The organism is Bacillus sp. ISL-7, assembly GCF_018613065.1.
Genome location: NZ_JAGGQW010000031.1, coordinates 177,586 through 199,039, shown reverse-complemented (window position 1 = coordinate 199,039; position 21,454 = coordinate 177,586). Strand labels below are relative to the sequence as shown.

Here is a 21,454-nt window from a genome sequence, read left to right as displayed (position 1 = left end):
TATTGTGGATAAATTCGCATTTTTTATTTATACAATAAAAAAGCCGTCAATCTATGACGGCTTTAACAAATTTCTACGTTCCAAATCGTTTGTTAATTTCATTGAGCTGTCCGGATAGAAGGAGGAATGACTTTTTGTCTTGACAATCAATGGCCACATCAATTTTCTGTAATAATTTTTCTTTTTCTACTTTTAGCTGAATTTCGGACAAAAGTATTTCGATGTATAAATCTTGGACGAAGTTCTCTTTCAGACGATTTCGCTTCATGGCTCCTAGTTTCATTAATTCCGTGTATGATTTTTCATTCATGAAAATCACCTCTGTTGCTTTTTAAAATTATATGGTTTTTTTTTGAAGAATATCATTAGTTTTTATAATTTTCTGATAAATATTTCTTTGACATGAATTTTGTGAATAAATTAGGAACAATTCAGAAAAGTGAGGGAATTAAAAACCAGTAGTGGTAAGATATGGTGGATAATAGGAAAAGGAGTTGAATGGGTTGAAGCATCCGGGGATCGAAGAATATGAGATAAATACGTGGACGATGTTTGTAGAACCGGTGACATATGGAGGGAAAATTTATTCACGTGCTGTAGAATTAGAAGATGAATTCTTGTCACCCTTTAAGCCATTGGATATCATCAAAAAAGGCTGCGTTTATTTTGGTGTTGATTACGAAAGCAGGAAAAAGGGAACAAGGCAACTTATTGGCTATTCTCGAAAAATCCCAATTGTTATTGAACCAACTAACCACATCTATTTTTTTCCTACCGTATCGCCGCTAACTCCTGAGTGTATATGGATTTCACTTGAGCATGTGGAGTGTTATCGTCGCGTATCCTCTAAGAAAACGATGATTATTTTCCGCAATAAGGAATCTCACGTTTTTCCAGTTCCAATTGGTACAATTGAAGGGCAAATGTTAAGAACCTCATTACTAAAAACAAAACTTTTGCAAAGAATAGAAAGTAATGGGAGAAAGTTATTTTATCAGCCAAACGGGCCCCAGTCGTTAAATGCCTTGGAAAGATCCCGTGAATATGATGCTGAATCCCATTCTAAAGACCCGAAATAAAGGGTTGAATTTTCTTAACTATTAACGGGACAGATGTTTTTTTAATAAATAGGCCTCCATTAATTCTTGGACTTTGTTGCGGATTCTTGGATTAAAGTAATTATGATTTTCTTCATAGCCTTTATAAATAAACCTGTATAACGTAAAAGCATCGTCCCGTTTTGTTTCAATCACCTGAAGTTTATTCTTTTTCATATATAGTTTTACCTCAGCAAGTTCCCTTTGGATCTCCTTCATCGTTTCCTCAATCAAATCCAAATATGGTTGTTTTAATTTAAACGGGCTATTTGCAACTACAGTTAAATCCCTGTTTAAGATAATTAGAACCATTGGTAAATACATAGCCTTTTCCATTATGTCTCGATCATCTTCGGGGATTCTGGTCATTTTTTCAGTCACACCTTTCCATATCAGTCGAACAAACGTTCTTCTTTATTTTACAAAAAAGAACCGTCAAAAGCAATAGGACTTTCCATTTACAAAAACTCGTCATTGGGCGAGTTTTATTTATTGAAATGTTTAGTTGATATATGAGAAAGTTTTTATTAATAGAAGGATATCTGATAGGGGAAAATGAATTAAATGAAGAAACCCTGAAAAAAAAAACAGGAGAATAAAAAACCTGGATGAATAGGTGATAAACAATGAGATCTGATAAATATCAAACCAAGAAAAAGAGAAGATGGCCATCCGTTTTACTTGTCTTCTTACTGCTAATAGGTGCAGGGGCAGGTTATGCTTATTATCAATACAAGCAGGGCGTTAACCAATCATTAAAAAAAATGAATAACAAAGCATCAAATGTTGTCTATGCTTTCGAAGGAAAAAAGGATCAGTATGGGGGGACAAATATCCTCGTGCTTGGTAGTGATGCTAGAGGAAAGGAAAAATCTCGGGCAGATACAATCATGATTGTTCATTATAATGAAGACAAAGGAACATTTAAACTAACTTCTATTATGAGGGACAGTTACCTTGAGATTCCGGGGCATGGACAGCATAAAGTTAACTCCGCATTCGCACGCGGTGGTCCGGAATTAATGAGACAAACGATTAAGCAAAATTTTGATATTGACCTCCAATACTATGTCATTGTGGACTTTCAAGGATTTGTGCAACTAATTGATGAAGCATTCCCCAATGGTGTAGAGATAGATGTGGAAAAGAAAATGTCAAAAAATATTGATGTCACTTTAGAACCAGGTCTGCAAAAATTAAATGGAGCAGAAATGCTCGGGTATGTCCGCTACCGTCATGATGCGATTGGGGATTTTGGAAGGGTAGAACGTCAACAAAAAGCGGTTAAGGCCATTGGGGACCAATTGATGGGCCTCCAAACGATTCCAAAACTCCCGAAGCTAATTGGAGTTGTCACGCCTTATGTGAATACAAATATGAGCACTTCCGACATAACATTTATGGCTAAAGATTTCTTTTCGAATGATCGAGGAAATATCGATACGTTACGGATTCCTGTTGAAAATAGCTATTCCGATGCTCGAATTTCAGGGGAGGGAGCCGTATTAGAGATCGATGTCGAAAAAAATAAAGAGGCACTCCATCAATTTATTACAAAGTAATCATAGGCACAGCTATTAGTAAAAATGAGGAGAAACCGGATGGATATTGAATCATTAAAAGCATGGTTTACACTTGAACATATTATGAGTCTTATTCAAGAATACCGAGCCCTTGGACCCATACCAGGCATATTGCTTATTGTCATTGAAGCATTCTTGCCATTTCTCCCATTGTTTTTATTTGTAATGGCTAATGCCAGTGCCTTTGGACTTTGGTTAGGATTTTTGTATTCATGGCTTGGAGCCTGTATCGGGGCAATGCTCGTATTTTCGCTTATTAGAAGGTATGGGCAAAAAAGGTTATTATCCTTTTTACCTAAGCACCCTCAAGTCCGTAAGCTAATGGACTGGGTAGATCGTCATGGGTTTGGCCCACTCTTTCTACTGCTTTGTTTTCCATTTACACCCTCGGCAGTTGTTAACATTGTCGCTGGTCTTTCCAAAATTCGATTTTCCCAATACATGCTGTCCGTGTGTATTGGGAAAATGGTGATGATTTTCACGATTAGTTTTGTTGGCTATGATATTCAGTCATTACTGACGAAGCCTCTTCGGACTGTTGTAGTTTTGCTTGTTATTTTCATTCTTTGGTATGTTGGTAAAAGAATTGAAGGCAGAATGAATAAGGGCAGGGAAACTGACCATAATGGTGAAATAGATAGAAATTATAAGCAGGAGAAACGGAGGAGCTTTAATGAAGATTGAATGGAAAAAGGAAGGCATGGAATGGGCGAAGGCTTTTGCGATTGGTATCATTATTTTTGCTTTTATTCGTACATTTTTCTTTTCAAATTATGTGGTAGAAGGCGAATCGATGATGCCGACGCTACAAGATGGTAACAAACTGGTAGTCAACAAGCTTGGTTATCAAGTCGGGGAATTGAACAGATTTGATGTCATCGTTTTTCATGCCAATGAAAAAGAGGACTTTGTCAAACGTATTATTGGGCTGCCAGGGGATAAAATTGAATATCGAGATGATCTATTGTATATAAATGGGCACAAGTATGAGGAGCCATTTTTAAATGTTTATAAACAAAAATCACCTGGAATCAGGATTACTGGAGATTTCAGTTTAAAGGAAATAACCGGTGAAAATATAGTTCCTGATGGGAAATTGTTTGTCCTTGGTGATAATCGATTAGGTAGTTGGGACAGCCGCCAATTCGGTTTTATCTCAGCTAGTCAAGTTGTCGGCAAAGTTGATTTACGTTATTGGCCATTAAATGAAATGGACGTCCATTTTTAGGTGAATAGTTTAAGGGAGGAGCACGATGATTAAATCGTGTTTTTTTCTGTCATAAAATTACCATTTCTGCCTCTAATCTGTTTTATGGCAATACAAACGTTTGTGCTTGTTTTATGATAGAATGGGAGTTATAAAGTTTATGAGTGGTTGTGGAAAGCGAGGTTTTTACATGTCATTAAGAATGGTAATCGGTCGGTCAGGAAGCGGAAAAACTGCTATGTTCCTTGATGAAATAAAGGGGCGGCTTGTGGAAAAACCAGATGGGACACCGATCATTTATATCGTTCCAGAGCAGATGACGTTTTTATCTGAATATCGCTTGGCAACTGACCCGGCAATTAGCGGAATGATTCGTGCCCAAGTCTATAGTTTTTCCCGCTTGGCGTGGCGTATCTTGCAAGAAACAGGCGGGATTAGCCGAACACATTTAAGTAGCGTCGGGATGAGTATGTTAATACGCAAAATCATCGATGAGCAAAAGGAACAACTAAAGCTTTTTCAGCGAGCTGCAGATAAGAATGGTTTTATCCAAAAGCTTGAGCAAATGATAACAGAATTTAAACGTTACTGTATTAGGCCAGAGGAGTTAATTCAAGGCTCATCCTTATCGGGTGAAGATACCAATGCCTTAAATGATAAACTTCAAGATTTAGAAATGATCTATAAAAAGTTTGAGGACGAAGTATTTGGTAAATATATCGATTCGGAGGATTACTTTCAACTCCTATCCGAGAAAGTATCCTTCTCTTCATATTTAAAAGATGCAGAAATATATATTGATGGTTTTTATAGTTTTTCACCGCAGGAATATCAAGTAATGATCGAATTGATGAAACATTGTAAAAACGTTTCAATTGCATTGACGACTGATCACCTCTCGATTAATTCTCCATCGGACGAGCTTGATCTGTTTCGCTTATCAGGTGAGACTAGTTATTCTCTCTATGATTTAGCTAAAGCTAATGGAATTGAAATCGAGCAGTCTGTTGTTCTAAAAGAACAAAGAAAATGGACAGAGCCGTCTTTAAGTCATTTTGAAGAAAAATTTGATGCCCGGCCTGCAGTATCATATGTTGGTGAGACAAAAATTAATATTTGCCAAGCCGTAAACCGTAGAGCTGAGATTGAAGGGATTGCAAGAGAGATTCTCCAATTAGTCAGGACAAAGGGATACCGGTACCGGGATATCGCTTTATTAATTCGAAATGGTGGGGACTATCATGAGATTGTTGAACCAGTTTTCGACGATTATCAGATTCCCTATTTTATTGACCAAAAAAGAACGATGCTGAACCATCCATTGATTGAATTCATTCGCTCAAGCCTTGAAGTCATTAATTCCTACTGGCGCTATGAGCCGGTGTTCAGAATGATCAAGACAGAATTGCTATATCCCCTGCAAGAAAAGCCAGCAAAAATGCGTGAGAAAATGGATAAACTAGAGAATTATTGTTTAGCTTACGGAATTAACGGAAGTAAATGGACGAAAAAAGAGCGTTGGAGCTATCGACGTATTCGAGGACTGGAATTAGAGGTAAACTCGCAAACAGACCTTGAAAAAGAAATGGAACAAGAGTTAAATGAATTAAAGCTTATGGTAACTGCACCCATTTTACGGTTATCAAGACGTTTGAAAAAAGCGGATTCAGGCCGAAAATTTTGTGAAGCCATCTATTTGCTGCTAGAGGAATTGGATGCCCCAACAAAGCTTGAAAAATGGAAAGCAGCTGCCGAAGAAAAAGGTAATCTTGTAAAAATGCGGGAGCATGAACAAGTATGGAATGCCGTGATTGATCTCCTGGACCAATACGTTGAAATTCTAGGGGAAGAGCAAGTCACATTAAAGGCGTTTGCTGCTGTTTTAGAGTCAGGATTTGAATCCTTACATTTTTCACTTATTCCGCCGGCACTTGATCAGGTACTGATTGGGGATTTAGAAAAATCAAGGCTAAATGAAATCAAAGTAGAATTCGTAGTTGGTGTTAATGAAGGAATTTTGCCTGCAAAAATATCTGATGAAGGAATCCTCTCTGATGAAGACAGGGAAATGCTCCTAGCAACAGGTGTCAAAATCGCACCAAGCAGCCGGACAAGTTTGCTGGATGAAAATTTTCTTGCTTATAAAGCTTTTACAGCACCATCAGAAGCCCTTTATGTTAGTTATCCACTTGCGAATGATGAAGGAAAAGCGTTAATTCCTTCTTCGTATATTAAGAGAATAAAAGATATGTTTCCTAATGCTAATGAGCTATTTTATGTGACAGACCCATCACAAGTTTCGGAGCCCAGTCAACTAGGCTTTATTTCAAATTTTACAACGACGTTATCTTTCCTTAATGCGCAGCTTCAATGGAAAATGCGAGGGTACCCCATTTCAAATTTATGGTGGGATGTATATAACTATTACCTTGGAAGTTCGGGAAAGGCCAAAGCTCAAAAAGTGTTTTCAAGCCTTTTTTATACAAATTCAGCCGTACAGCTCTCTAAAGACTCAGCGGATGAATTATATGGTGAGGCCATTCAAGCCAGTGTTTCTAGAATGGAATTATATAACTCCTGCGCATTTTCTCATTTCGCTCAGCATGGACTAAAGCTTCGTGACAGGCAAGTTTTTCGTTTGGAGGCTCCGGATATTGGGGAGCTGTTTCATGCGGCATTAAAGCAGATTGCAGATATTGTGAATGAACAAAACCTTTCTTGGGCCGAGCTATCGAGGAAACAATGTGAAACCCTTTCTAAGGAAGCGGTCAAGTCACTAGCCCCTAAACTGCAAAACGAAATATTGTTAAGCTCAGAGCGCCATCATTATATTAAACGGAAATTGGAGCAAATTATTACACGGGCTTCTGTCGTTTTAAGTGAGCATGCAAAGGTAAGTGGATTCTCACCGATTGGTTTGGAATTAGGCTTTGGACCCAATGGAAAACTGCCGCCACTAACATTTTTACTGAAAAATGGAAAGAGAATGGAATTGGCCGGAAGAATTGACAGAGTCGATCAGGCAAAAGCGGAAGACGACAGCGTCTTTTTACGAGTGATTGATTATAAATCAAGTGAAAAGGATGTCAATTTTAGCGAAGTATATTATGGACTTGCCCTGCAAATGTTAACCTACCTTGATATTGTCATGACCCATTCGAATGAATTGGTTGAGATGAAAGCTAGTCCTGCGGGTGTCCTCTATTTTCACGTCCATAATCCATTCATTAATACAACTAAAATGCTAACGATTGATGAAATTGAAAAGGAAATGATGAAAAAGTTTAAGATGAATGGATTAATGTTAAGCGATAAAAATGTGATCCGGCTTATGGATCAAACACTTGAATCTGGTGATTCGCATATTATTGCCGCAGGAATAAAAAAAGATGGAAATTTATCCAAAAAATCCAAGGTTGCCAGTTTATCGGAATTTGACGATTTGAAAACGTATGTCCGGAATTTATATCAGAAAACAGGTAACGCCATTATTGATGGTCAAATAGACATTGCTCCTTATAAATTAAAGGACAAAACACCTTGTACATTTTGTTCTTATAAATCAGTATGTCAATTTGATGAATCAATTGAAACGAATCAATTCCGGGTTCTCACACCACACTCGAAGGAAGATGTTTTAGAACTAATTAGGAAGGAGGTACGTCAACCTTGAGAAATTTCGTCATACCCCCTAAACCAGAAGACGTGACATGGACAGACGACCAATGGAAAGCAATTATGTCAAAGGATCGAGACATCCTAGTGGCAGCAGCAGCAGGTTCGGGAAAAACGGCTGTCCTAGTGGAAAGAATGATCCAAAAAATCCTGTCAAAAGAAGACCCGATGAATGTCGATGAATTATTGGTGGTGACCTTTACGAATGCATCTGCTGCAGAAATGCGCCATCGGATTGGGGAAGCATTAGAAAAAGCCATTGATGAAGACCCGTGGTCGCGCCATTTAAGAAAGCAACTGAGCTTATTAAATAAAGCATCGATTTCAACACTTCATTCCTTTTGTATGGAAGTGATTCGAAAGTATTATTTCTTAATCGATGTCGATCCTGGATTTCGAATTGCCGATGAAACAGAAGCACAATTAATCCGAGATGAAGTGATGGATGAGTTGTTTGAAGAAGAATACGGGAAAAAAGATAATGTGGCATTCTTCAACTTGGTCGATTCATTCACAAGTGATCGCAGTGATGCTGCATTAATGGATATTGTACGGTCGATATACGATTTTGCTCGCTCCAATCCCTTACCGGACCAATATTTAAAGTCAATCATTCGTATGTATGATGTTTCAGCTATTAATAATCTAGCCGAACTCTCCTTTATTCAGGCACTTCTTTTTGATATTGAGTTGCAACTAGAAGCTTCCAGAGAAATGATTAAGCGGGGATTAGAAGTAACAAAGCTCCCTGGCGGACCGGCACCGAGAGCTGAAAACTTTTTAGATGATTTAAAGATAATTGATACTCTTCTTCTTGCCAAGCAGGACTCATGGGAAACTCTATATCAAGCAATGCAGACCTGGTCTTTTTCACGGGCAAAGCAAGTGAAAGGTGACCACTATGATAAAGAGCTGACAGAGAAGGCCCAAAAACTTCGAGAAAAAGCGAAGAAAAAAATCCAAGATATCAAAGAAGAGCTATTTACGCGAAAGCCTGAAAGCTTTTTACGTGATATGGATGAGATGCGGCCGTTAATAGAAACGCTAGTTCATATTGTCAAAGAATTTTCTCTGCGGTTTGAAAAGGTAAAAAGAGAAAAAGGGCTTGTAGACTATGCAGATTTAGAGCATAACTGCCTTGCAATTTTGACAAAGGAAATCTCAGCAGAGGGAGAATTTCTTCCATCCGAGGCGGCACTCGCTTACCAAAGGCATTTTAAAGAGGTCTATTGCGATGAATATCAAGACACTAATATGGTCCAGGAAACCATCCTAAAGCTTGTAACTAAAAAGGATGAGTTGAATGGTAATATGTTTATGGTCGGAGATGTTAAGCAGTCGATTTATCGCTTTCGTTTGGCTGAGCCGAACCTTTTCTTAGGCAAGTATAATCGCTTTAAAGCCGACGGAGATTCTACGGGACTACGTATTGATCTAGCAAGAAATTTCCGAAGCCGAAAAGAAGTTCTCGATGCAACCAATTATTTATTTAAACAAATTATGGGGATTAAAGTTGGTGAAATCGAATACGATGAGGCGGCAGAGTTGCGTGCTGGCGCACCGTATCCAGACGATGAGCCCTATCCGGTAGAACTTTTGCTTATTGATCAAAATGCCCAGGATAATGGGTCGCCTGTAACGGAAGGCAAGACAGAGGTGTCAGAACTAGAAGAATTTGATGCTATCGGTCTTGAACAATCCCAACTCGAAGCGAGGATAATTGCTTCTAAAATAAAAGAGCTAGTAGCAAATGGAGCACCGGTATATACTACAAAAACCAAATCCAATCGGCCGTTTATGTATCGGGATACAGTTATCCTGCTCCGTTCAATGACTTGGGCTCCGCAAATTATCGAAGAGTTTAAGCAACAAGGGATTCCTATTTATGCTAATCTTTCAACGGGGTATTTTAATGCAACCGAAGTGGCAATTATGATTTCATTACTACGAGTTATTGATAATCCCTTCCAAGACATACCGCTTGCAGCTGTTTTACGCTCACCCATCGTTGGGTTGAACGAAGAAGAACTATCAATCATCCGCATTCATCAGAAGCGAGGTTCTTTTTGGGAGGCTGTTACCGCTTTTTGCAAGAGTAAAGAAGCCAAAAATACGGCCGAATTTTACGAAAAGCTGCGCCGCTTTTATGACTTTCTAACAGAGTGGCGCGGGGTGGCAAGACAGGGTTCGTTATCGGAGTTAATTTGGCAGCTCTACCGTGATACCCAGTTTTATGACTTTGTCAGCGGTTTACCAGGGGGAAAACAGCGCCAAGCTAATTTACGGGCATTATATGACAGAGCTAGACAATACGAACAAACATCGTTCCGTGGACTGTTCAGGTTTCTTCGTTTTATCGAGAGAATGATTGAAAGAGGGGACGATCTTGGTGCAGCAAGGGCACTTGGTGAGCAAGAAGACGTTGTTCGGATTATGACCATCCATAGTAGTAAAGGACTTGAATTTCCCGTTGTATTCATGGCGGGAATGGCACGGACTTTTAATATGGCTGATGTTCGGAAACCATATATGCTTGATAAAGAATACGGATTTGCATCTAAGTATGTAAATGCGGAAAAAAGGATTTCTTACCCATCCTTACCGCAAATTGCTTTTAAGCGAAAAAAGAAAATGGAGATGCTCGCGGAAGAAATGCGCGTGTTATATGTGGCGATGACAAGGGCGAAAGAAAAACTTTATTTAACGGCTACGCTTAAAGATGCGCAAAAAAAAATCGACCAATGGAATGAAGTTTCCTCCCATACAGAATGGTTGTTAAAGGATTATGAGCGGGCAGCGGTTTCAAGCTATATTGACTGGATTGGACCAGCGCTTGTTCGCCATCAGGACGCCAATGAACTAAGGCTTAGTGGTACGGGAAATGCCCTTGTTCCTGAGGAAATTACAAGTCATCCTTCTTCATGGAAAATTTCACTAATAAGTGCAGAAGAAATCAAAAAGACGGAATTAGAAATCGGAATGAATGAAGACCAATTTCTTGAAATGGTCCAAAAAGGGGAACATGTCCCAGCCACGTCGCCATTTGTTGAAGATATTAAGTCGCGCTTAGACTGGGAATATTCCTTCCCAAGTGCCGCAGCCCATCGCTCCAAGCAATCCGTTTCTGAAATGAAACGCCAAAGAGAAATGGCAGATGAACAAAGTGGGACGGACCTTGTGAACCATGTGAATCGCTATAAAAAGTCGATAGTTAAACGCCCGAAATTTATGCAGGAAAAGCAATTAAGTCCAGCTGAAAGGGGATCTGCCATGCATATGGTTATGCAGCACGTAGATTTAACCAATTCAGTTAGTCAAGAATCTCTCCAGGAACAGTTAACATGGATGGTAAACAACGAATTGTTAACCTCTGACCAAGCAGAGGTCATTGATAAAAATTTAATTGTTCAATTCTTTCATTCAGATTTAGGGATTAGATATTTTAACGCAAAAGCAATCAACAGAGAGGTTCCCTTTACCCTTTCCATGCCTGCTCGTGATGTGTACCCCACTTGGAAGGATGAAGAAGAATCTGTTTTTGTACAAGGGATCATTGACTGTGTCTTTGAGGAAGAAAACGGTCTTATTTTGGTCGATTATAAAACGGATCAAATTTCCGACAGGTATAAAGGTGGGTTTGACCAAGCAAAGTCCATACTTGAAGACCGTTACAAGATGCAAATTAACTTATATACAAGAGCAATTGAACAAATATGGAAAAGAAAGGTCACAGAAAAGTACTTGTTTTTCTTTGATGGAGCTCATATTTTGAAGGTTGAAAAAGATTAAACGAACAAAAAATGACATAGACCATTTAGGATGGTTTATGTCATTTTTTAATTATTCCCGACAATTGGCTGGTCAATTAACTTGGTATCAAGAACATTGGTTCCACTTAATCCGGAATTCGATACGATAAATCCACCAGTATTAAATGCACCTGAACCAGCATTTGTCTTTGAGGTGCTCTTAGGAGAGATATACACGGTATCTCCAAATTGCACTATACCTCCACTTACGTGAAGGATTTGGACAGGACCAATAATCGCTGGCATGACAAACATCCTTTTTAGTATATTCCCGGCATTTTCTCTTAAAGTAACTTATGCTTTTATCTTTGTCCCTGTTCTTCTACTACTTCTTCTTCTTCTTTTCTTTGAATAGGAAGTAACTGTCGAATATGCTTAACTCTAGCCTCCATAGAAACATGGCGGCTGTTCCCAACGTGTAAAAGGGAAGCTGATGATATCCCGATAATATCAATTTTACTTACCTTAATTAGTGGGTTTGGATTTTGACGGGAGTATGAAAAAGGTTCATTGATAGGTAGAAAAGGAATAGGTTCGGAAAAGACTCGATAAGAGGATAAATTCCCCTCATTTCCATAAAATACTTCAGCTTCCCTTTGGACAGCGATTGCTGTTGAAAGTCCATTAATGATACAGGAATCCCCTAGCTGTACCGTAGAGGAAAATGAGGCAATCCTAATATTAATAGTGTCTACACAAGAGGTTCTCTGCAACATGATGGTCACTCCGGTGATAGGGGAACAAACGGACCTATGATTAGCGATTCTGCAGGGGTATCAAAGGTTGAGGCCAATTGGATCGTTTCCGTATCTCCCACCATTACTAACGATGAGCTTGCCACCCCAGTGATTTTTATGTTTTGGACAAAGAGTTCTCGGTTATAAACCTCGAAGTTCATTCTGTTTTCATCCCTTTCATATTTTCAGGTAAATTGCTGAAAAAAACAAATACCCCATTTTGAATTTCCTTTTTTAATGCTTCAATAACTAAATCGTCCGAAGGCGCATTTTCAAAAGAGCGGCTGCCGGAGGAATGGGCGTTTATATGTTGTTCAATCCTGATAGGAAGCTGTTTAATGATGTCTTGTTTTATGAACGATAAATATTCATCATTCGGTTGAACGGTTAATTCCCTTTGGGCATTTTCAACTAATTGAGGTAAATCTGTTTCTAAATATCTGTAAATAGCTTCCTCGATTTTCATTGATCTTTGCATTTGATCCTTGGGTGATATTGGTGTTGTTAAGGATTGATTTTGTACTGCGAAGTCCTCGATTCCTGATAATTCTGATGGGTTTAGACCTATGTTTAATGTTCCTTCAAGAGTCTCAACTTTCAATTGATCAAATTTATATTCAATTTTATCAACATGGATGGCTTTTTTTTCATTTAATTGTTTGATATCTTCTTTCATTTTTTGGAGAGCGTTCTCTAAAGTTAGAATTCGCTGCTCCTGTGCTTGAATACACCTCTGCAGCCATTGAAGATATTGGGAATAATCCTGATACATGTAATCACCTCACAATTATTTCGCCAATAAGTTTATCGATTTCTATATGATAGGGAGCTTACCTATCTTGTTCTCTTACAGCAGCCTGTAATGGTACGGCTGGTGTCCCTAATAAAGAGCCTGAAGTTTTTGGTGCGGGTTGTGTAAATCCACCGGTATTATATAAATGAGATGTAGGTTTGATAATCCCCGCACTGCCTATTTGTAGGACGGAGGAATTGGTAATCCCGCCAATTTTAATAAAATTAATCTGAATGGACTGCTGGATATAGAAATTCATTTGAAAATCACCCATTCATTAAGCATTAAGTGCAATTCCTTGATCATATACATCTGGATCATTGGTATTCGTGGAACTAACATTATTATGGAGCCGTAAGCTATCCCCTGTGTTAAAGGAACCAGCACCGGAAAAGGTTTTTGCATTGGAAAATGGCATAATTTTATAAACATCTCCAATATGGAAAACAGAACTGCTGCCAAGTGTAATGACCTGTGCAACTCCAACAATCGCTGGCATTTTCAACACCCTTTTTTCATAGTATCTTCTACATCCTATGTATGGGCACAGGTAATGTGATTGATTCGCCCAAATATATTGGAAACCGAGGTCATTTAAGTTTATTTACACTTTTATTTATTTGTTTTTAGGGGTATGGATGAAAATAGTTCAATTAACCTATGGTTCACAATGCAAAATGATAAAATAGTAGGATATCCGATAAGGGTAAAACGTTCTATTATGTGATGATGAGATCAGTCGGAAAAATAAACACTGAGTCTCGATAAAGGCAAAGCTGATGAAAATCAGTGACGCAAAGCTACAGGGGCTAAGGTGCATTTGCACTAAGCCAGCCAGTTAACGAAAGATCAGGGTGTTTCAAAATAGATATTATATGTCTGCATAGGTTTTCTATGTATATATGGTTGTTCTATGAATTCTATCCCCCCTTTGGTAAAGGTGGGGCTATTTCTATTTCACGGAGGTGAAAATTGTTGAAGACACCTTTAATGGACGAGGAAAATGAAAAGGCGAAAAAAGCTAACAAACATCAGGAATTAAAGAATGTTCTTGATAAGAAAATTTTGCAAGAGTTAAAAGAGCAAGAAATTGAGGAAATCATTCCAAAGTTTGACGGAATGACAGTCGAAATAATAAAAGAAGATGAAGAATTCCGCGGGCAAATTGATCGAAAAAAAGTAGATGATGAGCTAATCAACGACCTAACTGGTTTCGGACCAATTAATTCCCTCCTTTTAGATGAAGATGTTTCAGAGGTAATGGTGAATGGACCCAACCAAGTTTACTGTGAACGAAAAGGGAAGTTGGTGTTAACGCCAGTTCAATTCCGAGACAATGAACATGTCATGAGTGTAATAGACAAAATCGTTGCCCCACAGGGACGAAGAATAGATGAAAGTTCTCCAATGGTAGATGCCAGGCTTCCGGATGGATCGCGTGTTAATGCAATCATTCCCCCCTTGGCATTAAATGGACCAACTATAACAATCAGGAAATTTTCAAAGGATCCCTACCAGATTGAAGATTTGATTAACTTAGGAACAGTCACAGAGGAAATGGCTATCTTTCTAGATGCTTGTGTGAAAGCACGGTTAAATATGTTTGTCAGCGGAGGAACAGGATCTGGCAAAACAACCACACTCAATGTTTTGTCAAATTTTATCCCAGATGATGAAAAAATCGTAACTATTGAGGATGTAGCCGAGATTCAATTAGGACAAGAGCATGTGATATCCCTAGAGTCACGTCCGCCCAATATAAAAGGTATAGGAGCCATCTCCATTAGAGATCTTGTCAGGAACTCACTACGGATGAGACCAGACCGCGTTATTATCGGGGAAGTACGTGGAGGAGAAGCGCTTGATATGCTGCAGGCAATGAATACGGGACATTATGGTTCATTGGCTACAGGGCACTCAAACAGTCCAAGAGATATGATTGCTCGGTTGGAAACAATGGTTCTTATATCTGGTGTAGATTTGCCGATAAAAGCACTACGTGAGCAAATTGCCGGGGCAATTGATGTGATTATACAGCAAACACGTTTAAAGGACGGAACAAGAAAAATTGTCAATATAACTGAGGTACAAGGGATGGAAGGAGAAATTATCGTTCTCCAAGATATCTTCTCTTTTAAACAAGAAGGACTTAACTCAGAAGGGAAAATAATCGGAAGGCTTGTACCGACCGGTGTCCGCCCTAAATTTTATGATCGTCTAGAGGCATCTGGAATTCAAATTCCGTCGTCCGTGTTTATAGACAATGAGGAGTGGCGGCAATGATTGGACTGCTCCTGATTTTTTTCTTATTAACGGCGATTATATTATTCTGGTCTATCTTTAAGGTGTTGTTTTTATCAGAAATTAAGGTTCAGGATCGAGTGCAGCATTACTTATCAATGAACGATGTAAAAAGAGAATGCCCGGGGAAAAGGAAGCAAAAAATTAGGACCAGCAATCATCCAATTTATTGATACTTTTAAAAATAGTTAAGGCTGATTCCATTTAATTAGGGTTCAGCCTTTTTTAATTCTTTTTATTTGTTCGGTTCATCTGTTTCTTTTAATATGGTAAGTGTGATTACTATAAATTGAGGTGAAAACATGAAATTTGTAACAGTAGAACGTAATCAAGAAACATTTGTTGGTTTATTAGACCAAGATGAATCAAAAGTCCTTTTACTAAATCCTGCTGAAGAAGCAAGGACAGGGAAGAGAAGTTTCCCATCTTCATTGCAGGAATGTATCGATTTAGGAGAAAGTTTTATCGAACAAGTCCAAGGTTTGCATGATTGGGTAATTAGTGGTGCGCATGCTGCATCTTTATATGTCTCCTTGGAGAAAGTTACCTTGCTAGCTCCTATTCCAAGACCAAACAAGAATATTTTCTGTGTAGGAAAAAATTATGCAGAGCATGCGATTGAAATGGGAAGTGAAGCAGATATCCCGGAACATGTAATGGTCTTTACGAAAGCCCCAACAACAGTTATTGGACCGAATGAAACAGTCCTAAACCATCAAGATGTAACGAATCAACTTGATTATGAAGGGGAGCTAGCTGTCGTCATCGGTAAAAAGGGAAGGGCGATAAAAAAAGAGGAGGCTCTCGACTACGTTTTTGGTTATACCATTCTGAATGATGTGACCGCACGAGACTTACAATCAAGACACAAGCAATTTTTCATTGGTAAAAGCTTAGATACTACCTGTCCGATGGGACCATGGATTGTCCATAAAAGTGTGATTGAAAATCCAAACCATTTACATATAGAAACAAGAGTAAATGGGGAAGTAAGACAGAACTCAAATACAAAGAATTTTATTTTTCCAATTGAGGAGGTTATCTCCGTTCTTTCAGCCGGAATGTCACTTGAACCAGGCGATATTATTGCGACCGGTACACCAGCAGGGGTGGGAAAAGGGTTTAAGCCTCCTAAATTTTTATCCCCTGGCGATCAGATGGAAGTCACCATTGAAAAAATCGGAACACTTAAAAATACCATTAAGCAATAGGCACTCTTTAAACACCTCAAAATAGTAGGGTAACATATCCATGTTTGTTACTAGATTGACTTACTTTTTTCGTTTTTATTAATGTTTTATGGTATGATAAGGTCGAAATAAATGAATTTCATTCATTAGGAGGTACTGTATTGATTCACGGTCATATCACTGCATGGGTTTTAGCTTTAATTTTATTTTTCGTTGCCATTTCCTTACATAAAAGTGGAAAAGCAAAAGGATTTAAAATTCTACAAATGATCTTACGAGTATTATACTTAGTTATAATAGCAACAGGTGTAGGACTTCTGTTTTCGGTTTACAGAATTGACGTGTGGTATATTTTAAAAGCGGTTGTAGGTCTATGGATAATCGGATTATTTGAAACGATCCTTGGACGTGTGGCTAATAACAGAAGAACTTCTGTATTCTGGATTCAGTTTATCATTGCATGGGTGCTTGTATTATACCTAGGCTTTGCAAAATTACCAATGTCATTTTTACACCCATAAACCTAATGTAACTAGTAAAGGCTGCCGAGCATATCGGCAGCCTTTTAAAATTTGCGAAAATGATAAACAACGTGACAACTGCTTAGTTTGGTTTTAATATTGAAATAAGTAGAGAGGAGAGATCCATATGCTCGTAAAAGTGTTTGCTAATCTCCGGCAAATATGCGGTGGGGTAACAGTAGCCGTTCAGCCTGATGGTGAACGGGTAATAGATGTACTTGATAAAATGATAGAAATGTTTCCACTATTAAAAGATGAAATCTTTACAACTGAAAAGGAACTGCTTCCATTTGTTCATGTCTATGTAAACGGAAGAAATATCATCCACCTTGATGACCTTCAGACTAAGGTAGAAGAAAAGGATCAATTTGCTCTTTTTCCGCCAGTTGCAGGGGGATGATATGGTTATTAGAGATTTAGAGTTTCGTGGTATTAGTATTGAACATCTTGGCATGTATTTTGAAGAACTTGGTGCTTTACAGAGAACAGATAGGTTCCCTTACGTCTATGAAGCGGATAACTGGAAGGGTCAAATACTCTCCGAAGAGGAAATTTCATTTACTTCAAGTTTTAAGGTGAATACCGTCCAAGTGCGTTTTTGTGCAAATGACGATCATGCTCTAGATGTGTTAATCAAAAATTACCGCTATAAAACAACCAGAATTGGCGGCTGATTAAGAATAGCGTTAGCGATGTCAAAAACCTACGTATTAAAAGAAAGCTTCTGCATAGGTGCAGAAGCTTTCTTAAAGTAATGTCTTAGACAGGTTGTTTTACTTCAGGATCGATAATTCCTAATTCACGAAGCTTTTCATCTGTTACGAGTCCGTCTTTCCAGCCGCGAACTTGATAATATTCTTCTAACATAATATCCATCCGGCTTACATGGCCCGCACTGTTTCCAGATGCCGGTTCTTCTGTAAATCGTTTTGGAAGGAAGTCATCTTCACGTGTATTAAAGCCCGCAAGGTTATTGTAATAACGTTCAAGATTATAGATTCTTTCCCCAGCCTTCATAACATCCTCAGCTGTTAGTTGAACTCCAGTCATTGCACTGTATTGCTCCGCATAATGCTCTGCGTTTTCCGAAAAGGATGAGAACTTACAAATATTCATAGAATCTGAGAATGCTAGCATATCTTGGAATACTTTTAGTAATTCGCCTTTTCCTTCTGGCTTTAAGCGGTCAGTTGGTTCAGGAATACCAGCAATTTCACTGGCTACAGTGTACCCACGAAGGTGACATGCACCGCGGTTACTTGTAGCGTAACCAAGTCCAATACCTTGAATGCCGCGAGGATCATAGGCAGGGATGGATTGGCCTTTAACAGACATTGATAATTCAGGTGCACCCCAAAGTGCAGTTGCACGTGCAGGCCCTTCAGCAAGTACGCCGCCAAATCCTTCACGGAAGGCGATTTTTTTGGTTAATTCAATCATAGAATCGGCGTCGCCCCAGATTAGTTCCTCGGTAATAATCCCTTTTTCAAAAGCTTCCATTGTAACGGAGAAACAATGTCCAAGTTCAATTGTATCAAGACCATATTCATTACAGCGGTCGATCATAAATGAAATCGCTTCTGCATCACTTAATAAACAGTTGGAGCCAAGTGACCAAGCGGATTCGAATTCAATGCTCTCTACTCGTGTTTTATACTTCCCATCTTTTACTTCTACTTCAATTTTACAACCAACCGGGCAGGCATGGCATGTCTTGTTAGCAACACGTAAATTAGTGTTGTAATATTCACCACTGTGTTTCTCGGCTTCATCCCAGTGTGTTAATTGGGAGTTCTTTGTTGGAAGCGCTCCCACTTCATTGATCAAGTTGGTTAATACATTTGTTCCATATACGGATAATCCGCCTTTATTAGGAGCCGTTAAGCCGCCATCAAGGATCGCCTTTACAGCTTTTTTATTGGCATCTTTGTAATTGGTATCTAATTTTGGTTGTGGCATATTGCCTTTTTGAGCGGCTTTGATAACAATTGCTTTTAATTTTTTATAGCCCGCAACAGCAGCTGTACCACCACGGCCTGCAGCACGGTCATGTTCATTAATAAATGCAGCAAAGCGGACGGTGTTTTCACCTGCTTGACCAATCGTCATAACACTTAGGTCTTCTTCACCGTGTTCGTCTTTCATTGCTTGAATAAAGGCTCGTGTGCTAGTTCCCCAAAGGTTTGAAGCGTCACGAAGCTCTGCTTTACCATCTTCAATAAATAGGTATACAGGCTTGTCACTTTTTCCTGAAAAAATAATATTATCCACGCCTGCCCATTTGAGACGCGCTGCAGTCCACCCGCCGATGTGTGAATCCGTTACAGTGCCAGTCAGCGGAGATTTAGTAACAACACAAAGACGTCCGCTCATCGAAGAACGTGAGCCTGTGACAGGGCCTGTCATAATACAAATGATATTTTCTGCTGATAATGGCTCGACTTCAGGGCCGTTATCTAAAACATACTTAACCCCTAGGCCACGACCACCTATGTACTTAACTGCATCATCTTGGTTGATTCCTCTGTAATCAACCACACCATTTGTTAAGTCGACTAATACTTCTTTGTTTTTAAAACCGCCTAGATTCAAAGTTTTTCCCCCTTCTTTCCCATATTAAAAAATATATACTAATCTCTTATAATATTAGATATTGTTATAAGAGATTCCTCCCAAATTATACTAAAACCCAATATTTATTATATCTCTTTTTCATTATTTTAAAAATTAAATTATTTATCAAAGACAATCAAAAATAATTTGGTAAGATAATAGTAATATAACTTTTTCTTTTGCGGTTCATGATTACAGTTTAACTTAGGAAAGAGGTGGATCATGAGTGATTTAGAACGCTATTCAAGACAGATTCTTTTTCAACAGATTGGGGAGTCAGGACAAATAAAATTGCAAAATAGCAAAGTGGCAATTGTCGGAGTTGGTGCACTTGGCACGGTAATCGCGAACCATCTGGTTCGTTCTGGGGTTGGCTATATAAGGTTAATTGATAGGGATTTGGTTGAACTATCAAATTTGCAGCGGCAGACACTTTTTGATGAAGAGGATGCAAGATTACAGCTCCCCAAGGTAATTGCTGCAAAAAAAAGATTAAATCGAATTAATTCTACTGTTACAGTCGATGCAGTAATCGCTGATTTAAACGTAGATAATGCGGAAGAATTATTAACGGATTTTAATTGTATCGTTGATGGCACTGATAATTTTATGACACGTTTTTTAATCAATGATGTGGCCGTAAAGTACGGAATTCCTTGGGTTCATGGTGCTGCTGTTAGTTCAAGAGGCATGTTTGCCTCGATAAAACCCGGAATTACCCCCTGCTACCGCTGTCTCTTTCCACATGTCCCAACTGGGACGGGGGAAACCTGCGATACAGTTGGCGTATTGTCACCATTGACGGATATTATCGGTTCCTTTCAAGTCATGGAAACAATGAAAATATTAATTGATGAAAAGACTACACCTAATCTAGAACAAATTGATATTTGGGATTATACCACCATGCAAATGGATTTTTCGGAGGGGAGAAATCCTAATTGTCCGACATGTGTGAATCATCAATTTGATTTTTTAGATCGATCCTCGGAACTTCAGGTGGCCTATACGACACTTTGTGGGCGTAATACAGTCCAAATCAATCCAAGAAATAATCGCGACTTAGATGTAAAAAAGTTGGCTGCGAATCTCAAGAAAAGTGGCAAAGTATCAGGAAATGACTACTTAATCCGTTTTACTCCTGATGAAGATATTTCTATTGTCGTATTTAAAGATGCACGTGTATTGATTCATGGTACAAATGATGTGGTCCAAGCAAAATTGCTTTATTCAAAATACATCGGGAACTAAATTGGTACCAAAAAAAAGGCCTGGGAGCTGCCCCAGCCTTTTTCTTATGATATCATTTTTTCGATCACTAATCGTTTTCCGGTATTTAATGTAAATTCAAATCGATCATTAACTTTTTCAAAGTAACAAAAGTGGTGCTGGACATTACAAATTTGCTCTTGATTATCGAAAACCAAAAAATTAACTCCATCCTTTCGATTTTCGTCCGATAAGAAGGATAAATGGTTGTAACAATAGATGCAATCGTAAATAGAAAAGTTTAAGGAGTTTAAAGTGGTCACAAATTGAAAAAAAGCATCATCATTGATTCCATCTAAAAGCCGCTCAAGTGAATAAATTAAATGTTTCCTAATTCTTACTAAATCATGGTTGCGAAGCATCGTTGCTTCGTTTCCAATTCGGACCTTTCCTGTTTCATACAATTTACCTTTCTTCCAACGATTCATTCGGAAGACTTCTATTTCTTGCTGAAGGTAATCATCTAACATTTCAGCTTCTTCTGTTTCCTCATCAAAAAAAATCCATTGTTCATTAATTTGTTCAACAGTTCCTTCTGTATATGCTCTTTCCTGAAAATCGTAAAGTCTCATTCGTTGTTGTCGATTCATTATTAACCTCCGTGCCCAGATGCTATCATATTCTTTTTAGACATCTTCATGAAATTTTATAACTGAAAG

General features: G+C 38.4%; 23 protein-coding genes and 1 riboswitch. Of the genes, 13 read left to right on the top strand and 10 right to left on the bottom strand.

Features of this window, described 5'->3' with window-relative positions; translation table 11 throughout:
* Window positions 1-73: 73 nt before the first annotated feature.
* Entirely contained in the window at window positions 74-310 is a 237-nt protein-coding gene (locus J7E66_RS10190; protein WP_214999711.1) for an IDEAL domain-containing protein, read from the bottom strand.
* A gap of 193 nt (window positions 311-503) precedes the next feature.
* Between J7E66_RS10190 and J7E66_RS10185 the strand changes: the two genes are divergently transcribed.
* Window positions 504-1,079 carry a competence protein ComK gene (locus tag J7E66_RS10185; RefSeq protein WP_251032858.1) on the top strand — a complete coding sequence of 192 codons (576 nt, stop codon included), beginning with the start codon at window positions 504-506 and terminating at the stop codon, window positions 1,077-1,079.
* A gap of 21 nt (window positions 1,080-1,100) precedes the next feature.
* Here the strand turns inward: J7E66_RS10185 and J7E66_RS10180 are convergent, their stop codons facing one another.
* A complete protein-coding gene (locus J7E66_RS10180; protein ID WP_088086020.1) occupies window positions 1,101-1,466 on the bottom strand; it encodes a YhjD family protein in 366 nt (121 codons plus the stop codon).
* A gap of 257 nt (window positions 1,467-1,723) precedes the next feature.
* Here J7E66_RS10180 and J7E66_RS10175 point away from each other — a divergent pair, with 257 nt between their 5' ends.
* From J7E66_RS10175 to addA, 5 genes are all read left to right on the top strand, one after another.
* Window positions 1,724-2,659: an LCP family protein gene (locus J7E66_RS10175; RefSeq protein ID WP_168242440.1), complete on the top strand. Its 936-nt coding sequence runs from the start codon at window positions 1,724-1,726 to the stop codon at window positions 2,657-2,659.
* Between the two features lie 39 nt (window positions 2,660-2,698).
* Window positions 2,699-3,364 carry a TVP38/TMEM64 family protein gene (locus J7E66_RS10170; RefSeq protein ID WP_214999708.1) on the top strand — a complete coding sequence of 222 codons (666 nt, stop codon included), beginning with the start codon at window positions 2,699-2,701 and terminating at the stop codon, window positions 3,362-3,364.
* Window positions 3,354-3,908: a signal peptidase I gene (gene lepB / locus J7E66_RS10165; RefSeq protein ID WP_168242442.1), complete on the top strand. Its 555-nt coding sequence runs from the start codon at window positions 3,354-3,356 to the stop codon at window positions 3,906-3,908. Before J7E66_RS10170 ends, lepB begins: the two co-directional genes overlap by 11 nt.
* Window positions 3,909-4,077: 169 nt before the next feature.
* The gene (addB, locus tag J7E66_RS10160; protein WP_214999706.1) at window positions 4,078-7,560 is read left to right on the top strand and encodes a helicase-exonuclease AddAB subunit AddB; all 3,483 of its coding nucleotides are present in this window, start codon (window positions 4,078-4,080) and stop codon (window positions 7,558-7,560) included.
* Complete coding sequence (gene addA / locus J7E66_RS10155) at window positions 7,557-11,351, top strand: helicase-exonuclease AddAB subunit AddA (protein ID WP_214999704.1); 3,795 nt, start codon at window positions 7,557-7,559, stop codon at window positions 11,349-11,351. The genes addB and addA overlap by 4 nt, the downstream gene beginning before the upstream one ends.
* Window positions 11,352-11,398: 47 nt before the next feature.
* On the opposite strand, the gene J7E66_RS10150 is transcribed toward addA, so the two are convergent.
* Genes J7E66_RS10150 through J7E66_RS10125 form a run of 6 tightly spaced genes read right to left on the bottom strand, consistent with a single transcriptional unit; the run spans window position 11,399 to window position 13,400 of the window.
* A complete protein-coding gene (locus J7E66_RS10150) occupies window positions 11,399-11,617 on the bottom strand; it encodes a spore germination protein (RefSeq protein ID WP_214999702.1) in 219 nt (72 codons plus the stop codon).
* A gap of 56 nt (window positions 11,618-11,673) precedes the next feature.
* Window positions 11,674-12,087, bottom strand: coding sequence for a spore germination protein GerPE (locus J7E66_RS10145; protein ID WP_214999700.1), 414 nt, complete (start codon window positions 12,085-12,087; stop codon window positions 11,674-11,676).
* 5 nt (window positions 12,088-12,092) lie between these two features.
* Window positions 12,093-12,269 (bottom strand): spore gernimation protein GerPD, encoded by a 177-nt coding sequence (locus tag J7E66_RS10140; RefSeq protein WP_168242447.1) that lies wholly within the window; start codon window positions 12,267-12,269, stop codon window positions 12,093-12,095.
* Window positions 12,266-12,880: a spore germination protein GerPC gene (gerPC, locus tag J7E66_RS10135; protein ID WP_214999698.1), complete on the bottom strand. Its 615-nt coding sequence runs from the start codon at window positions 12,878-12,880 to the stop codon at window positions 12,266-12,268. The genes J7E66_RS10140 and gerPC overlap by 4 nt, the downstream gene beginning before the upstream one ends.
* A gap of 58 nt (window positions 12,881-12,938) precedes the next feature.
* Window positions 12,939-13,160 carry a spore germination protein GerPB gene (locus J7E66_RS10130; protein ID WP_214999696.1) on the bottom strand — a complete coding sequence of 74 codons (222 nt, stop codon included), beginning with the start codon at window positions 13,158-13,160 and terminating at the stop codon, window positions 12,939-12,941.
* A gap of 18 nt (window positions 13,161-13,178) precedes the next feature.
* On the bottom strand, window positions 13,179-13,400 hold the full coding sequence (locus tag J7E66_RS10125; RefSeq protein WP_214999694.1) for a spore germination protein: 222 nt from the start codon (window positions 13,398-13,400) through the stop codon (window positions 13,179-13,181).
* A gap of 260 nt (window positions 13,401-13,660) precedes the next feature.
* A riboswitch (cyclic di-GMP riboswitch) is annotated at window positions 13,661-13,747 on the top strand.
* Window positions 13,748-13,891: 144 nt separating this feature from the next.
* Here J7E66_RS10125 and J7E66_RS10120 point away from each other — a divergent pair.
* From J7E66_RS10120 to J7E66_RS10095, 6 genes are all read left to right on the top strand, one after another.
* Entirely contained in the window at window positions 13,892-15,184 is a 1,293-nt protein-coding gene (locus tag J7E66_RS10120) for a TadA family conjugal transfer-associated ATPase (protein ID WP_214999997.1), read from the top strand.
* The gene (locus J7E66_RS10115; protein WP_214999692.1) at window positions 15,181-15,375 is read left to right on the top strand and encodes a hypothetical protein; all 195 of its coding nucleotides are present in this window, start codon (window positions 15,181-15,183) and stop codon (window positions 15,373-15,375) included. Before J7E66_RS10120 ends, J7E66_RS10115 begins: the two co-directional genes overlap by 4 nt.
* Before the next feature lie 129 nt (window positions 15,376-15,504).
* A complete protein-coding gene (locus J7E66_RS10110) occupies window positions 15,505-16,413 on the top strand; it encodes a fumarylacetoacetate hydrolase family protein (RefSeq protein ID WP_214999690.1) in 909 nt (302 codons plus the stop codon).
* A gap of 140 nt (window positions 16,414-16,553) precedes the next feature.
* Window positions 16,554-16,913: a YisL family protein gene (locus J7E66_RS10105; RefSeq protein WP_214999688.1), complete on the top strand. Its 360-nt coding sequence runs from the start codon at window positions 16,554-16,556 to the stop codon at window positions 16,911-16,913.
* Between the two features lie 127 nt (window positions 16,914-17,040).
* Window positions 17,041-17,313 (top strand): ubiquitin-like small modifier protein 1, encoded by a 273-nt coding sequence (locus tag J7E66_RS10100; protein ID WP_214999686.1) that lies wholly within the window; start codon window positions 17,041-17,043, stop codon window positions 17,311-17,313.
* A 1-nt stretch (window position 17,314) separates the two neighbouring features.
* On the top strand, window positions 17,315-17,587 hold the full coding sequence (locus J7E66_RS10095; protein ID WP_214713210.1) for a MoaD-like domain-containing protein: 273 nt from the start codon (window positions 17,315-17,317) through the stop codon (window positions 17,585-17,587).
* Window positions 17,588-17,672: 85 nt separating this feature from the next.
* Here J7E66_RS10095 and J7E66_RS10090 read toward each other — a convergent pair whose 3' ends face one another.
* Window positions 17,673-19,505 (bottom strand): aldehyde ferredoxin oxidoreductase family protein, encoded by a 1,833-nt coding sequence (locus tag J7E66_RS10090; protein ID WP_214999684.1) that lies wholly within the window; start codon window positions 19,503-19,505, stop codon window positions 17,673-17,675.
* 243 nt (window positions 19,506-19,748) lie between these two features.
* Here J7E66_RS10090 and J7E66_RS10085 point away from each other — a divergent pair, with 243 nt between their 5' ends.
* Window positions 19,749-20,777 carry a ThiF family adenylyltransferase gene (locus J7E66_RS10085; RefSeq protein WP_214999682.1) on the top strand — a complete coding sequence of 343 codons (1,029 nt, stop codon included), beginning with the start codon at window positions 19,749-19,751 and terminating at the stop codon, window positions 20,775-20,777.
* 44 nt (window positions 20,778-20,821) lie between these two features.
* On the opposite strand, the gene J7E66_RS10080 is transcribed toward J7E66_RS10085, so the two are convergent.
* Window positions 20,822-21,385: a DUF2777 domain-containing protein gene (locus tag J7E66_RS10080; protein ID WP_168242466.1), complete on the bottom strand. Its 564-nt coding sequence runs from the start codon at window positions 21,383-21,385 to the stop codon at window positions 20,822-20,824.
* Window positions 21,386-21,454 lie beyond the last annotated feature (69 nt).